This is a genomic window from Streptomyces melanogenes (genome assembly GCF_014649795.1).
Taxonomy (GTDB): domain Bacteria; phylum Actinomycetota; class Actinomycetes; order Streptomycetales; family Streptomycetaceae; genus Streptomyces; species Streptomyces noboritoensis.
On the sequence record NZ_BMTS01000002.1, the window covers coordinates 285,565 to 300,278 of the forward strand.

Sequence of the window (14,714 nt, forward strand, 5' to 3'; positions counted from 1 at the left end):
GGGAAGCGCCCCGTGTCCGATCCGAACGTCGTGCTCGACGATCTGCGCGCCGAAGGGGAGGAGCTCGACCGGCTCGTCGGGGCGTTGGGGCCGGGTGAGTGGGGGCGGGGGACCGCCGCGTCGGGGTGGAGCGTCGCCCATCAGATCGCGCATCTGGCCTGGACCGACCGGGCCGCGCTGCTCGCCGTCACCGACGCGGACGCGTTCGCGGCGGAGGTGGAGAAGGCCGCCGCCTCGCCCGAGACCTTCGTCGACGAGGGGGCCGAGGCCGGGGCCCGGCTCGAACCCGGCGAGCTCCTCACCGCGTGGCGGCGCGGGCGGGAACGGCTCGCCGAGGCGCTGGAGGCCGCGCCCGCCGGGACCCGCTTCCCCTGGTACGGCCCGCCCATGTCCACCGCCTCCATGGCCACCGGCCGGCTGATGGAGACCTGGGCGCACGGCCAGGACGTCTGGGACGCCCTCGGCCGCACCCGCGAGCCCACCGACCGGCTGCGCCACGTCGCCCGGATCGGCGTGCGGGCGCGTGACTTCGCCTTCGCCGTACGGGGGCTGGCCGCGCCCGACGAGGAGTTCCGGGTCGAGTTGACGGGGCCCGGTGGGCTCTGGACGTACGGTCCCGAGGGCGCCGCCCAGCGCGTCACCGGGCCCGCCCTCGACTTCTGCCTCCTCGTCACCCAGCGCATCCACCGCTCCGACACCGCCGTCCGCGCCCACGGCCCCGACGCCGACCGCTGGCTCGACATCGCCCAGGCCTTCGCGGGTCCGGCCGGGCCCGGACGCGCGCCCAAGGGGGCCTGATGCGGCGGCCCCTGCGCATCGCCAACGCCTCCGGGTTCTACGGCGACCGCTTCGACGCCATGCGCGAGATGCTCGCCGGCGGGCCGCTCGACGTGCTCACCGGGGACTACCTCGCCGAGCTGACCATGCTCATCCTCGGCCGCGACCGCCTCAAGGACCCCCGCCTCGGCTACGCCAAGACGTTCCTGCGTCAGTTGGAGGAGTGCCTCGGGATCGCCCATGAACGTGGGGTGCGGATCGTCACCAATGCCGGGGGGCTCAATCCCGCCGGACTCGCCGCGGAGGTAAGGGGGTTGGCCGGCAAGCTCGGGATTCCCCTCCGCGTCGCCCACGTCGAAGGCGACTCTCTTCCCCCGCGCCCCGGCGGCCTCACCGCCCACGCCTACCTCGGCGGCACCGGCATCACCGCCTGCCTCACCGCCGGGGCCGATGTCGTCGTCACCGGGCGCGTGACGGACGCCGCCCTCGTCACCGGGCCCGCCGCCTGGTGGCACGGGTGGGGGCCCGAGGAGTACGACGCCCTCGCCGGAGCCGTCGTCGCCGGGCACGTCCTGGAGTGCGGCACCCAGGCCACCGGCGGCAACTACGCCTTCTTCAGAGACCTCCTCCGCGACCACGACCTCCGCCGCCCCGGCTTCCCCCTCGCCGAGATCCACTCCGACGGCACCAGCGTCATCGGCAAACACCCCGGCACGGGCGGTGTCGTCGACGTCGGCACCGTCACCGCGCAGCTCCTGTACGAGACCGGGGGCGCCCGGTACGCCGGGCCCGACGTCACCGCCCGGCTCGACACCGTACGGCTGGCGGCGGACGGGCCCGACCGGGTGCGGATCACCGGCGTACGCGGCGAGGAGCCCCCGCCGACCCTCAAGGTCGGCCTCTGCCGCATCGGCGGCTGGCGCAACGAGGTCGTCTTCGTGCTCAGCGGGCTCGACATCGAGGCCAAGGCCGAGCTCGTCCGGGCCCAGGTAGCGGAATCGTTCCGGCGCGCCAAGTCCCGGCCCGCCGACATCCGTTGGGAGCTCTCCCGCACCGACCACCCCGACGCCCCCACCGAGGAGACCTCCAGCGCCCTCCTCCGCCTCGTCGTCCGCGACCCCGACCCGGACGCCGTCGGCCGTACGGTGAGCGGTGCCGCCATCGAGCTCGCCCTCGGCAGCTACCCGGGGTTCCATGTGACCGCCCCGCCCGGGAAGGGCGCCCCTTACGGCGTCTTCGAGGCGGAGTACGTCGATGCGGGCGGCATTGAGCATGTCGCCGTGTTGCCCGATGGCGTACGGGAGGTGCTGCCCCATCCCGTACGGACTCGGGTCCTTGAGGATGTCGTCGAGCCCTCGCTCCCCGAACCGCTGTCCGCCGCGACCCCCACCCGCCGCGCCCCCCTCGGCCTCGTCGCCGGAGCCCGTAGTGGTGACAAAGGTGGGGATGCCAATGTCGGTGTGTGGGTGAGGTCCGACGACGCCTGGCGGTGGCTGGTCCGTGAGCTGACAGTTGAGCGTTTTCAGGAACTGATACCTGAAAGCCGTCAGTTGAAAGTCGTCCGGCATCAGCTCCCCCTTCTCCGCGCCCTCAACTTCACCGTCCACGGCCTCCTCGGCGAGGGCGTCGCCTCGCAGGCCCGCTTCGACCCCCAGGCCAAGGCGCTTGGCGAGTGGCTGCGCTCGCGCCACCTGGACATCCCGGAGGTGCTGCTGTGACCGTCCTGCCCACCGCCCTCGACACCGGCGGGGCCGAGTACGCCGCCCACCGCGACGCCATGCTCGCCAAGCTGGCCGAGCTCGACGCCGAGCACGCCAAGGCGCTCGCGGGCGGCGGCCCCAAGTACACCGAGCGCCACCGGGGGCGCGGCAAGCTGCTCGCCCGTGAACGCATCGAGCTGCTGATAGATCCCGACACCCCGTTCCTGGAGCTGTCGCCGCTCGCCGCCTGGGGGAGCGACTACCCCGTGGGCGCCTCGATGGTCACCGGGATCGGCGTCGTCGAGGGCGTGGAGTGCCTGATCACCGCCAACGACCCGACCGTACGCGGCGGCGCCTCCAACCCGTGGACCCTGAAGAAGGCGCTGCGGGCCAACGAGATCGCGTACGCCAACCGGCTGCCCTGTATCAGCCTCGTCGAGTCCGGCGGCGCCGATCTGCCCTCCCAGAAGGAGATCTTCATCCCGGGCGGGGCCCTGTTCCGCGACATCACCCGGCTCTCCGCCGCCGGGATCCCCACCATCGCGGTGGTGTTCGGCAACTCGACCGCCGGCGGCGCGTACGTACCGGGGATGTCCGACCACACCGTCATGATCAAGGAGCGGTCGAAGGTCTTCCTCGGCGGGCCGCCCCTGGTCAAGATGGCCACCGGCGAGGAGAGCGACGACGAGTCGCTCGGCGGCGCCGAGATGCACGCCCGCACCTCCGGCCTCGCCGACCACTACGCCGTGGACGAGCCGGACGCCCTGCGCCAGGCCCGGCGCATCGTCGCCCGCCTCAACCACCGCAAGGCGCACCCGGACCCGGCCGTCCCGTACGAGCCGCCCAAGTACGACGAGGACGAGCTGCTCGGGATCGTGCCGGGGGACCTGAAGACCCCCTTCGACCCGCGCGAGGTCATCGCCCGGCTCGTCGACGGGTCCGACTTCGACGAGTTCAAGCCGCTGTACGGGCCGAGTCTGGTCACCGGCTGGGCCCGGCTGCACGGCTACCCCGTCGGCATCCTCGCCAACGCCCAGGGCGTGCTCTTCTCCGCCGAGTCGCAGAAGGCCGCCCAGTTCATCCAGCTCGCCAACCAGCGCGACATCCCGCTCCTCTTCCTCCACAACACCACCGGCTACATGGTCGGCAAGGAGTACGAGCAGGGCGGCATCATCAAGCACGGCGCGATGATGATCAACGCGGTCAGCAATTCGAAGGTGCCGCACCTGTCGGTGCTGATGGGCGCCTCGTACGGCGCCGGGCACTACGGCATGTGCGGGCGCGCCTACGACCCCCGCTTCCTCTTCGCCTGGCCCAGCGCCAAGTCCGCCGTCATGGGTCCGCAGCAGCTCGCCGGGGTCCTCTCGATCGTCGCCCGCGCCTCCGCGCTCGCCAAGGGCCAGCCGTACGACGACGAGGCGGACGCCGGGCTGCGCGCCATGGTCGAGCAGCAGATCGAGGCCGAGTCGCTGCCGACGTTCCTGTCCGGGCGGCTGTACGACGACGGGGTCATCGACCCCCGCGACACCCGCACGGTCCTCGGCATCTGTCTGTCCGCCGTCCACACGGCCCCGGTCGAAGGCGCGCGCGGCGGCTTCGGCATCTTCAGGATGTGAGGCGCTGATGATCCAGTCCGTACTCGTCGCCAACCGGGCCGAAATAGCCGGCCGGGTCTTTCGCACCTGCCGTGACCTGGGCATCTCCACCGTCGCCGTGCACTCGGACCCGGACGCGTCCCTGCCGTACGTCCACGAGGCCGACGCGGCCGTACGGCTGCCCGGGGCCACGCCCGCCGAGACGTATCTGCGCGGCGACCTCGTCGTGAAGGCGGCCCTCGCTGCGGGTGCCGACGCCGTGCACCCCGGGTACGGCTTCCTCTCCGAGAGCGCCGACTTCGCGCAGGCCGTCGTCGACGCCGGGCTGACCTGGATCGGCCCGCCGCCCGCCGCCATCGAGGCGATGGCCTCCAAGACCCGCGCCAAAGAGCTGATGGCGGCGGCCGGGGTCCCCCTGCTCGCCCCCGTCGACCCGGCGACAGCCACCGCCGCCGACCTGCCGCTGCTCCTGAAGGCGGCGGCGGGCGGGGGCGGGCGCGGGATGCGTGTCGTACGCGAACTAGCGGCGCTGGAAGGTGAGTTGGAGGCCGCTTCCGCCGAGGCCCGGTCCGCCTTCGGGGACGGCGAGGTGTTCGCCGAGCCGTACGTGGAGCGCGGGCGCCACGTCGAGGTGCAGATCATGGCCGACGCGCACGGCACGGTCTGGGCGCTCGGGACCCGCGACTGCTCCCTCCAGCGCCGCCACCAGAAGGTCATCGAGGAGGCCCCGGCGCCCGGCCTGCCGGAGGCCCTGCGCACCCGGCTCCGCACCGCCGCCGTGGCCGCCGCCCGGGCCGTCTCCTACCGGGGCGCGGGCACGGTCGAGTTCCTCGTCGACGCCCAGGGCCGGGCGTACTTCCTGGAGATGAACACCCGCCTCCAGGTCGAACACCCCGTAACGGAAGCCGTGTTCGACGTCGACCTCGTCGCGCTCCAGCTCCAGGTCGCCGAGGGCGCCGCCCTGCCCACCGAGCCGCCCGAGCCGAAGGGGCACGCCGTCGAGGCGCGGCTGTACGCCGAGGACCCGGCGGGCGGCTGGACCCCGCAGACCGGCGTCCTGCACCTCCTCGACGTCCCCGGCGTCCGCCTGGACCGGGGCTACGGCGACGGCGGCACCATCGGCGTCCACTACGACGCCATGCTCGCCAAGGCCGTCGTCCACGCTCCCACCCGCGCCGCCGCCGTCCGCGCCCTCGCCCGCGCGCTCGAACTCGCCCGCGTCCACGGGCCGAAGACCAACCGCGACCTGCTCGTACGCTCCCTGCGCCACCCGGACTTCACCTCCGGCCGCGTCGACACCGGCTTCTACGACCGGCACCTGGCCGCGCTCACCGAGCCGCGCGCGGGCGAGGCGCACGCGGCCCTCGCCGCCGCCCTCGCGGACGCGGCGGCCCGCACCTCCCGCTTCGGCGGCGGCTGGCGCAACCTGCCGTCCCAGCCGCAGACGAAGCGGTACGGCGACCACGAGATCCGCTACCGCCTCACCCGCGACGGCCTCGCCGCCGACGGCTTCCCGGACGTGCGCCTGGAGGCCGCCGAGCCGGGTCGCGTACGCCTCGAAGTCGACGGAGTCGCACGGGACTTCCGGGTCGCGCGCTACGGCGACCAGGTGTACGTCGACACCGCCAGCGGCTCGTACGCGCTGACCGCACACCCCCGCTTCACCGACCCCAGCGACCTCGTCGCCCCCGGATCGCTGCTCGCCCCCATGCCGGGCGTGGTCGTCCGGGTCGCGGACGGGCTCGCCGAAGGGGCCCGGGTCACCGCGGGGCAGCCGCTGATCTGGCTGGAGGCGATGAAGATGACCCACCCCATCACCGCCCCCGCCTCCGGCACGCTCACCGCGCTCCACGCCGCCCCCGGCCGCCAGGTCGAGGTCGGCGCCCTGCTCGCCGTCGTACAGGACGCACCCGAAGCTCAGGAGGACCAGCCGTCATGACCGGAGCACGCAGCAGCGCCATCGAGAGCCAGGAACTCAAGGACCTGCGGGCCGCCGTCGCGGCCCTGGGGCAGCGGCACGGCCGGGGACACGACCGCGAGGTGCTGTGGGCGGAGGCCGCCAAGCTCGGCTACCTCGGGGTGAACCTGCCCGAGGAGTACGGCGGCGGGGGCGGCGGCATGGCCGAACTCTCCATAGTCCTGGAGGAGTTGGGGGCCGCCGGGTGTCCCCTGCTCATGATGGTCGTCTCACCCGCGATCTGCGGCACGGTCATCGCCCGCTTCGGCACCGAGCAGCAGAAGCGCACCTGGCTGCCGGGGCTCGCGGACGGCTCGCGGACCATGGCGTTCGGCATCACCGAGCCCGACGCGGGCTCCAACTCGCACCGCATCACCACCACCGCCCGCCGCGACGAGGAGACCGGCGGCTGGATCCTCACCGGCCGCAAGGTCTTCATCTCCGGCGTCGACATCGCCGACGCCACCCTGATCGTCGGCCGTACGGAAGACGCCCGCACCGGCAGCCTCAAGCCGTGCCTGTTCATCGTCCCCCGCGACGCCCCCGGCTTCCAGCGCTCGCAGATCGACATGGAACTCCAGGCGCAGGAGAAGCAGTTCGAGCTGTTCCTCGACGAGGTGCGGCTGCCCGCCGAAGCGCTCGTCGGCGACGAGGACGCCGGGCTGCTCCAGCTCTTCGCCGGACTCAACCCCGAGCGGATCATGACGGCCGCCTTCGCGATCGGCATGGGCCGCTACGCGCTGGCCAGGGCGCTCACGTACGCCCGCGAGAGGCAGGTGTGGAAGGCGCCCATCGGCGCCCACCAAGCCATCGCCCACCCGCTCGCCCAGGCGCACATCGAGCTGGAGCTGGCCCGGCTGATGATGCAGAAGGCCGCGGCCCTCTACGACCTCGGCGACGACATGGGCGCGGGCGAGGCCGCCAACATGGCCAAGTACGCGGCCGCCGAAGCCTGCGTCAAGGCCGTCGACCAGGCCGTGCACACCCTCGGCGGCAACGGCCTCACCCGTGAGTACGGGCTCGCGGCGCTCGTCACGGCGGCGCGCGTGGCCCGGATCGCGCCGGTCAGCCGCGAGATGATCCTCAACTATGTCTCGCATCAGACGCTGGGGCTTCCCAAGTCGTACTAGCCGTACTAGGACGTGCCCCCATGGTCTTCCACAGCGAGTACGCAGCCGTCCCCGTCGTCGACGAACCCATCCACCAGGCCGTCCTCGGGCACGCGGCGCCCCGCTACGGCGACGCCACCGCGCTCATCGACGGCACGGACCCGACGGGCACCACCTCCGTCTCGTACGCCCTGCTCGACGTGCAGCACCGCCGGGTCGCCGCCGCGCTCGCCGAGTCCGGGCTGCGCAAGGGCGACGTCCTGGCCCTGCACAGCCCCAACTCGGTGCTCTTCCCCGCCGTGTTCTACGGGGCGACCCGCGCCGGGGCCTCGGTGACCACCGTCCACCCGCTCGCCACCGCCGAGGAGTTCGCCAAGCAGATCGCCGACTCCTCGGCCCGCTGGATCGTCACGATCGCGCCACTTCTGGAGACGGCCCGCCGCGCGGCCGAACTCAGCGGCTGCATCGCGGAGATATTCGTCTGCGACCGGGCCGACGGCCACCGCTCGGTCCTCGACATGTTCGCCTCCACCGCCCCCGAACCCGCCGTGGAGATCGACCCCGGCGAGGACGTCGCCGCCCTGCCCTACTCCTCCGGCACCACCGGCGTCCCCAAGGGTGTGATGCTCACCCACCGCTCGATCGCCACCAACCTCGCCCAGATCCACCCCCTCGCCCCCATGGGCCCCGGCGACCGCATCCTCGCCGTGCTGCCCTTCTTCCACATCTACGGCCTCACCGCGCTGCTCAACGCCCCGCTGCGGCACGGCGCCACCGTCGTGGTCCTGCCGCGCTTCGACCTCGACCAGTTCCTCGCCACCATCGAGCGCCACCGCATCACCGGCCTGTACGTGGCCCCGCCGATCGTCCTCGCCCTCGCCAAGCACCCGGCGGTCGCCCAGTACGACCTCTCCTCCCTGGAGTACATCGTCAGCGCCGCAGCCCCGCTCGACGCCCGGCTCGCCGCCGCCTGCTCGGCCCGGCTCGGCCTCCCGCCGGTGCGCCAGGCGTACGGCATGACCGAGCTCTCGCCCGGCACCCACGCCGTGCCCCTCTCGGCCGCCAACCCGCCGCCCGGCACCGTCGGCAAACTCATGCCCGGCACCGAGATGCGCCTCCTCTCCCTGGACGAGCCCGGTCGCGACGTCGCCCCCGGCGAGACCGGCGAAATCGCCATCCGGGGCCCGCAGGTCATGAAGGGCTACCTCGGCCGCCCCGAGGCCACCGCCGAGATGATCGACGCCGACGGCTGGGTGCACACCGGCGACATCGGCCACGTCGACACCGACGGCTGGCTCTTCGTCGTCGACCGCGTCAAGGAACTCATCAAGTACAAGGGTTTCCAGGTCGCCCCCGCCGAACTGGAAGCGCTGCTGCTCACCCACGACGCCGTCGCGGACGCGGCGGTCGTCGGCGTCTACGACGAGGACGGCACCGAAGTGCCCTGCGCCTACGTCGTCCGGGCACCGGGCGCCGACGACCTCACCGCCGAGGACGTCATGGCGTATGTCGCCGAGCGCGTCGCCCCGTACAAGAAGGTCCGCCGCGTGGAGTTCATCGGCGGCGTGCCGCGCGCGGCGACCGGCAAGATCCTCCGCCGCGAACTGCGCGCACGCCACCAGGTCCAGGACAGCCGGAAGGGCACCGCATGACCGTCGTACACCGCTCGCACGACCGGGGCATCACCACGCTGACCCTGGACTCGCCCGCCAACCGCAACGCCCTGTCGGCCGCCCTCGTCGGCGAACTCGGCGCGGCCCTCGCCGACTGCGCCACCGACCCGGGCGTACGGGCCGTCCTGCTCACCCACACCGGCACCACCTTCTGCGCGGGCGCCGACCTCAAGTCACCGCCCGACCCGGCCGCCTTCGTCGCCCTGATGCGGGCCGTCGTCGAGCTGCCCAAACCGGTCGTGGCCCGGGTCACCGGACACGTACGGGCCGGCGGGCTCGGACTGCTCGGCGCCTGCGACGTCGCGGTCGCCGGGCCCGACTCCACGTACGCCTTCACCGAGGCCCTGCTCGGCCTCGCCCCCGCCGTGATCTCCATGCCCCTGCTGCCCCGCATGGACCCGCGCGCCGCCGGGCGCTACTACCTCACCGGGGAGCGGTTCGGGGCGGCCGAGGCCGCACGGGCCGGACTGCTCACGGAGGCCGCCGACGACGTGGACGCGGCCCTCGCACCCGTCCTCGACGGGCTGCGCCGGGCCTCCCCGCAGGGCCTGGCCGCGTCGAAGGCACTGGTCACGGCTACCGTGGTGGAGACCTTCGACCGCTGGACGGAAGACCTGAGCGCGCGTTCGGCGGCCCTGTTCGCCTCCGCCGAGGCGAAGGAGGGCGTGACGGCGTTCCTGGAACGACGGGAGCCCCCATGGGTGTGGTGACCTCGGCGGCCGCTGCCGCGAAAGGCCCCAACGTGCCTAAACAGGACCGCAGCCGGGCCACCCGGCAGCGCCTCCTGGAGGCCGCGGTGGCCTGCCTGGCCGAACACGGCTGGGCGGGCTCCACGGTCTCGGTCGTCGCGGAACGGGCCGGCGTCTCGCGCGGCGCGGCCCAGCACCACTTCCCCACCCGGGAGGACCTGTTCACGGCGGCCGTCGAGTACGTGGCCGAGGAGCGCTCCACGGCCCTGCGCGCCCTGGGCCCCACCGACCGCCACACGGTCGTCGCCAGCCTCGTCGACCTCTACACGGGCCCCCTGTTCCGAGCCGCCCTGCACCTGTGGGTGGCAGCGGCGAACGAACCTCAACTGTACGCACGCGTACGGGAGTTGGAGGCAAGGGTAGGCCGAGAGTCGCACCGCATCGCGGTGGCGCTCCTGGGCGCGGACGAGTCGGTACCGGGCGTACGCGAAACGGTCCAGGGCCTCCTGGACATGGCCCGAGGCCTGGGCCTGGCAAACGTCCTGACGGACGACGGGGCACGACGGCGCCGGGTGGTGGCGCAGTGGGCGGAGCTGGTGGACGGGGCGCTGGGGGCATGAGAACGGGGGGCCGGGCTTCGTGCCCGACCCCCCACCCCTACCCGACTAGGAGGCGCGGCTGTCCGCGTCCTCGCACGCCTTCGCCTTCTTGCGCAGCGCGTCAGCCTGCTGGTGCGCCTTCGCCGCGGCGGCCCGCTCGCCCAGGTGCTTCAGCTCCTCGGCCTTCCGGTCGAGCCGGGCGGCCTCCTGGCGCAGCTCCGCCGGCTTGCAGATGATGACACCGGCCTGCGCGGCGGGCGCGACGGTCACGGCGAGGCCACCGGCGAGCAGCGCGGCGGAGAGGACAGCGGTCACGGTACGACGCATGTGGGTACTCCAAATCCCGGGCCCTGAGAGCCCGTTGTGGGGGGGACTGGTACCCGAAAACCCTATCTAATCCAGCCACGCAATCGATCATGGGGGCTCGGTCGGGGGCGGATACGCGTGTGGCGCCACCCCCGTCCCCGGGGCGGCGCCACACGTAGAACTGAGGCCGAGTCAGCCGGCGACTCAGGCCCGGATGTCCCCGTACCCCTCCACCTCGCGCGGGTCGCGCGGACCCGGGCCGATGTAGCGGGCCGACGGACGCACCAGGCGGCCCGTCCGCTTCTGCTCCAGGATGTGGGCCGACCAGCCCGCCGTACGGGCACACGTGAACATCGACGTGAACATGTGCGCCGGGACCTCCGCGAAGTCCAGCATGATCGCCGCCCAGAACTCGACGTTCGTGGCGAGCACCCGGTCGGGCCGGCGGGCGTGCAGCTCCTCCAGCGCGGCCTTCTCCAGCGCCTCCGCGACCTCGAAGCGCGGCGCGGCCAGCTCCTTGGCGGTGCGGCGCAGCACGCGCGCACGCGGGTCCTCGGCGCGGTAGACGCGGTGGCCGAAGCCCATCAGGCGCTCGCCCTTGTCGAGGGCCTTCTTCACGTACGCGGTGGCGTCACCGGTCCGCTCGATCTCCTCGATCATGCCGAGGACGCGGGAGGGGGCACCGCCGTGCAGCGGACCGGACATCGCACCGACCGCGCCCGACAGCGCGGCCGCGACGTCCGCTCCGGTGGAGGCGATCACGCGGGCGGTGAACGTCGAGGCGTTCATGCCGTGCTCGGCGGCCGATGTCCAGTACGCGTCCACGGCCTTCACATGCCGGGGGTCCGGCTCGCCGCGCCAGCGGATCATGAACCGCTCGACGACGGACTCGGCCTTGTCGATCTCGCGCTGCGGCACCATCGGCAGCCCCTGGCCGCGCGCCGACTGGGCGACGTACGACAGCGCCATGACGGCGGCGCGCGCCAGGTCGTCGCGGGCGGTCCGCTCGTCGATGTCGAGCAGCGGCTTCAGCCCCCAGACCGGCGCGAGCATCGCGAGCGCGGACTGCACGTCGACGCGGATGTCCCCGGAGTGGACGGGGATCGGGAACGGCTCGGCGGGCGGCAGCCCCGGATTGAAGGCGCCGTCGACCAGCAGCCCCCACACGTTCCCGAACGACACATGGCCGACGAGATCCTCGATGTCGACGCCTCGGTACCGAAGGGCACCGCCTTCCTTGTCGGGTTCGGCGATCTCGGTCTCGAACGCGACGACTCCTTCAAGTCCGGGTACGAAGTCGGACATCAGGCGGCTCCTCGTGATGCGTGCGACAGCTGCGGGATTGGGTCGGGCACGGGGGCGCCCCTTCCCCCGTGATGCCCCGTGCGGTGGAAAATTCAACCCACCGGGTCGTAGGGGGGCCACAGTGGCCCAGCGGAGAGTTTGGCGGGTTCAACGGGTGCGGGGAAGCGTGACATCCGGCACACTGCGCCATTTGCCGCGCGGAGGATTGGCGACCCTCCGTGCCGGGAAAACTGACACGCCGTGCCATCCGAGGCGGCCCGGCGGCCGTACGCCGCCGCGCGCTCCTGCGGGAGGATGACGCCGTGACCGACCACGACCCCGCCGCCATGCGCCGCCAGTACCGCACCACCCTCCTGGACGAGGCCGACCTGGCGGCCACCCCCATGGCCCAGTTCGCGCGCTGGTTCAAGGAGGCCGTCACCGGCGGCCTGCACGAGCCGAACGCCATGGTCGTCGCCACGGCGACCCCCGACGGCCGCCCCTCGACGCGCACGGTCCTGCTGAAGGCCTACGACGACCGGGGCTTCGTCTTCTACACGAACTACGCCTCCCGCAAGGCGACCGAACTCGCGGCCAACCCCCACGTCTCCCTGCTCTTCCCCTGGCACCAGCTCTCCCGCCAGGTCATCGTGACGGGCCAGGCGGCGCAGGTCCCGCGCGAGGAGACCGAGGCGTACTTCCGCACCCGCCCCCACGGCTCCCGGCTCGGCGCCTGGGCGAGCCCCCAGTCCCGCCCGATCACCTCCCGCACCGAGCTGACGACCCGCTACGAGGAGCTGGCGACCCGCTACCCCGAGGGCACCGAGGTCCCGGTCCCGCCGGAGTGGGGCGGCTTCCGGATCGTCCCGGAGACGATGGAGTTCTGGCAGGGCCACGAGAACCGCCTCCACGACCGCCTGCGCTACGTCCCGGCGACCCCGGACACTTGGCGGGTGGAACGCCTCGCGCCCTAGCTCCCTGCCCCTGGACATGCAGAAACCCGCGGGCTCGGGTTCCTCCGAAGAGGAGCCGGCCGGACGTACCGGCGAGCCCGCGGGTCGGTGACTGCTGGGAATTTCGGCCGGCGGTCAGCCGGCACTGCACAGAGTGCGACGACGGGCCGCTAGCCCGCAGTCACCTCACGCGTCCGGTAGGACTTCACTTCCGGATCACCCCCTTTCTGCGGTGTGAACGACACACTAGGCAGGGGGCTGACGGGCCTCAACTGATTTTCGGAGTCTCTCTTTTCGAGGCGTACGAGTAGCCTTCCGCGCGCTGGAGTAGCCGCAGGTTGCGGTGCAGGACATTGAAGCGGCCGGCCGAGGTGGTGAGGCTGTGTTGGCCCCTGCTGCGGACGGAGACGCGTCCGGTCCAGGTGCCCTTCCATCTGCCGCTGGGCATGGTGGCGCGTACGAGATCGCCGGTGATGAAGCCGTGGTGCTGCTTGGCGCGTGGCCGTTGCAGGCGGGGGAAGCCGTAGCGGTCCGGGGTCGTGCGGGCGTACGAGCCGCGCCCGGTGGCTTTCACCAGGCAGACCTGCTGCGGCACGCGGACGATCACGTCGCCGCTTTCGTGATCGAGGAGTCCGACGCATAGAGCGTCGACGGTGTGGGTCTTGGCCAGCCCCATGGCGGTGCGGTTCCTTTTCGTACGGCCGCCTGACCAGGTCAGTACGGGAACGCCGAGTGTGCTCAGGGCGGCGGTGAGCTGCCAGCGGGTCGAGTTCATCGCGGCCGAGTCCCGCAGTGGCGTCTTCGCCTGGCGGAGAATTTGCGCGAGACGGACGGGGTCGTTTGCCAGGAACTTCTCGATGGGGCGGGAACCCTTGGCCTGATTGCAGCCGATGCAGGCGAGGGCGAGGTTCGCAATGCGGTCGGAGCCGCCCCGGCTGCGCGGGTGGATGTGGTCGATGTTGAGCGGTACGCCGGTGATTCCGCAGTACGTGCAGGCGCGGCCCCACAATTCGAGGAGGTATGCGCGGGCCTCGGTTCCTGCGAGGGGGCCTTGTTGGTACTCGGTGCCGGTGAGCGGGCGGCCCGCGCTCATGGCGTGGGTGTCGAAGGTGACGCTCTCGATGTGGATCTCGGTGACGGGCGCGTACCGGCACAGCCGTCGGGCCGTCGAGAGGGTGGTGTCGACGCGGTGCCGCAGGGAGGGCGGCAGCCAGCCGTCGGGGTGGGTCCGGTTGGCGGACCGGGGTGCTCGGTAGCGGCAGTGCGCCGAGCGGCGGCGGTGCCGGTAGCCGGCGCGCTGCCGCATGCTGTGGTGGATCTGGTCGCCCCGGTGCTGTAACTCGATGGAGACGAGTCCTCGGCGGGCGGTGACGGTCGGGCCGTGTGCGGCGGGTTCCTTCTTCTCATCGGTGAGGGCCAGACCGGTTCCCTTCGAGCCCGGGTCGATGCGTAACCGCACTCCGTCGACCTCGGCGTCGGCCAGTGTGCGGTCCTTGAGCCGCATGGTGAACGGGGCCTGCCGTGCCACGACCGCGCGGTCCTTGGCCAGCAGTTCGCGGGCGCGGGCCGGGTGGCAGGGCATGAGCGGCTGTCCGCCCTTGGCGAGGACGAAGACCCTGGCCTGGCCGATGCCCCATGGGGGAACGTCACCGTTCCCGTTCTCTGCCGTCCCCGCCGTGGCGGCGGTTGTGGCGTGACGCCGACGGGGCTCGGTGCGTCCCCTGCCGGTCTCCCCTCGCCCATGTTTCCCGCCGGTGCCCCGCGCATGGGCGGGGTGTCCGTGAGCCGTTTCGTCCCTACCCCCAGGGGTGTCTGCTCTCACGGATTCCAGAGCGAGCTGCTGAGGAAGCACAGCGCGGTGGGTCTGCTCGCCTGCGGGAAACGTAGCCATCGGTGGGCACCTGCCTGTGATCCAGTGATCGTGATGACTGGGGCTGTTCACTCGGGGACCTCGGGGCGAGGGCCCGGGAGCGAGTGATCTCCTTTCGCGTGTGCCGTTGGACGCTAGCTGTCGGGTGGGGATGATCCGGGGCTGGACGAGCGAAGAGCGCACGTATGTGTGAATGTGCCCA

The 14,714-nt window shown here is 72.6% G+C and carries 12 protein-coding genes; 9 read left to right on the plus strand and 3 right to left on the minus strand.

Translation table 11 applies throughout. From position 1 onward, the window contains the following. Positions 1–12 precede the first annotated feature (12 nt). The 8 genes from IE252_RS05325 to IE252_RS05360 are packed head-to-tail and all read left to right on the plus strand — an operon-like array spanning position 13 to position 10,120. Entirely contained in the window at positions 13–798 is a 786-nt protein-coding gene (locus IE252_RS05325) for a TIGR03084 family metal-binding protein (RefSeq protein WP_190088111.1), read from the plus strand. Next, positions 798–2,495: an acyclic terpene utilization AtuA family protein gene (locus IE252_RS05330; protein ID WP_190088112.1), complete on the plus strand. Its 1,698-nt coding sequence runs from the start codon at positions 798–800 to the stop codon at positions 2,493–2,495. The genes IE252_RS05325 and IE252_RS05330 overlap by 1 nt, the downstream gene beginning before the upstream one ends. Further along, positions 2,492–4,093 carry an acyl-CoA carboxylase subunit beta gene (locus IE252_RS05335; protein WP_190088113.1) on the plus strand — a complete coding sequence of 534 codons (1,602 nt, stop codon included), beginning with the start codon at positions 2,492–2,494 and terminating at the stop codon, positions 4,091–4,093. Before IE252_RS05330 ends, IE252_RS05335 begins: the two co-directional genes overlap by 4 nt. Before the next feature lie 7 nt (positions 4,094–4,100). Further along, on the plus strand, positions 4,101–6,011 hold the full coding sequence (locus tag IE252_RS05340) for an acetyl/propionyl/methylcrotonyl-CoA carboxylase subunit alpha (protein WP_190088114.1): 1,911 nt from the start codon (positions 4,101–4,103) through the stop codon (positions 6,009–6,011). After that, on the plus strand, positions 6,008–7,159 hold the full coding sequence (locus tag IE252_RS05345) for an acyl-CoA dehydrogenase family protein (RefSeq protein WP_190088115.1): 1,152 nt from the start codon (positions 6,008–6,010) through the stop codon (positions 7,157–7,159). The genes IE252_RS05340 and IE252_RS05345 overlap by 4 nt, the downstream gene beginning before the upstream one ends. 20 nt (positions 7,160–7,179) lie before the next feature. Next, entirely contained in the window at positions 7,180–8,790 is a 1,611-nt protein-coding gene (locus IE252_RS05350) for a 4-coumarate--CoA ligase family protein (RefSeq protein ID WP_190088116.1), read from the plus strand. Continuing rightward, positions 8,787–9,521, plus strand: a complete 735-nt coding sequence (locus IE252_RS05355) for an enoyl-CoA hydratase family protein (RefSeq protein WP_190088117.1) — start codon at positions 8,787–8,789, stop codon at positions 9,519–9,521. Before IE252_RS05350 ends, IE252_RS05355 begins: the two co-directional genes overlap by 4 nt. Further along, positions 9,509–10,120: a TetR/AcrR family transcriptional regulator gene (locus IE252_RS05360; protein WP_190088118.1), complete on the plus strand. Its 612-nt coding sequence runs from the start codon at positions 9,509–9,511 to the stop codon at positions 10,118–10,120. Before IE252_RS05355 ends, IE252_RS05360 begins: the two co-directional genes overlap by 13 nt. Positions 10,121–10,165: 45 nt before the next feature. On the opposite strand, the gene IE252_RS05365 is transcribed toward IE252_RS05360, so the two are convergent. Together IE252_RS05365 and IE252_RS05370 are read right to left on the minus strand one after the other, a co-directional pair. After that, positions 10,166–10,426, minus strand: a complete 261-nt coding sequence (locus tag IE252_RS05365; RefSeq protein WP_190088119.1) for a hypothetical protein — start codon at positions 10,424–10,426, stop codon at positions 10,166–10,168. Between the two features lie 183 nt (positions 10,427–10,609). Beyond that, positions 10,610–11,710 carry a citrate synthase 2 gene (locus tag IE252_RS05370; protein ID WP_067162695.1) on the minus strand — a complete coding sequence of 367 codons (1,101 nt, stop codon included), beginning with the start codon at positions 11,708–11,710 and terminating at the stop codon, positions 10,610–10,612. A gap of 326 nt (positions 11,711–12,036) precedes the next feature. Here IE252_RS05370 and pdxH point away from each other — a divergent pair, with 326 nt between their 5' ends. Further along, positions 12,037–12,663: a pyridoxamine 5'-phosphate oxidase gene (gene pdxH, locus IE252_RS05375; protein WP_190088406.1), complete on the plus strand. Its 627-nt coding sequence runs from the start codon at positions 12,037–12,039 to the stop codon at positions 12,661–12,663. Positions 12,664–12,910: 247 nt separating this feature from the next. On the opposite strand, the gene iscB is transcribed toward pdxH, so the two are convergent. Continuing rightward, positions 12,911–14,272 (minus strand): RNA-guided endonuclease IscB, encoded by a 1,362-nt coding sequence (gene iscB / locus IE252_RS05380; protein ID WP_268248390.1) that lies wholly within the window; start codon positions 14,270–14,272, stop codon positions 12,911–12,913. Positions 14,273–14,714: the final 442 nt, after the last annotated feature.

Excerpts from the sequence above, each read along its gene's own strand:
- IE252_RS05345 (WP_190088115.1), top strand. The coding sequence starts at position 6,008 with ATGACCGGAGCACGCAGCAGCGCCATCGAGAGCCAGGAACTCAAGGAC.
- IE252_RS05330 (WP_190088112.1), top strand. The coding sequence starts at position 798 with ATGCGGCGGCCCCTGCGCATCGCCAACGCCTCCGGGTTCTACGGCGAC.
- IE252_RS05370 (WP_067162695.1), bottom strand. The coding sequence starts at position 11,710 with ATGTCCGACTTCGTACCCGGACTTGAAGGAGTCGTCGCGTTCGAGACC.
- IE252_RS05355 (WP_190088117.1), top strand. The coding sequence starts at position 8,787 with ATGACCGTCGTACACCGCTCGCACGACCGGGGCATCACCACGCTGACC.
- IE252_RS05360 (WP_190088118.1), top strand. The coding sequence starts at position 9,509 with ATGGGTGTGGTGACCTCGGCGGCCGCTGCCGCGAAAGGCCCCAACGTG.
- pdxH (WP_190088406.1), top strand. The coding sequence starts at position 12,037 with ATGCGCCGCCAGTACCGCACCACCCTCCTGGACGAGGCCGACCTGGCG.
- IE252_RS05365 (WP_190088119.1), bottom strand. The coding sequence starts at position 10,426 with ATGCGTCGTACCGTGACCGCTGTCCTCTCCGCCGCGCTGCTCGCCGGT.
- IE252_RS05340 (WP_190088114.1), top strand. The coding sequence starts at position 4,101 with ATGATCCAGTCCGTACTCGTCGCCAACCGGGCCGAAATAGCCGGCCGG.
- IE252_RS05350 (WP_190088116.1), top strand. The coding sequence starts at position 7,180 with ATGGTCTTCCACAGCGAGTACGCAGCCGTCCCCGTCGTCGACGAACCC.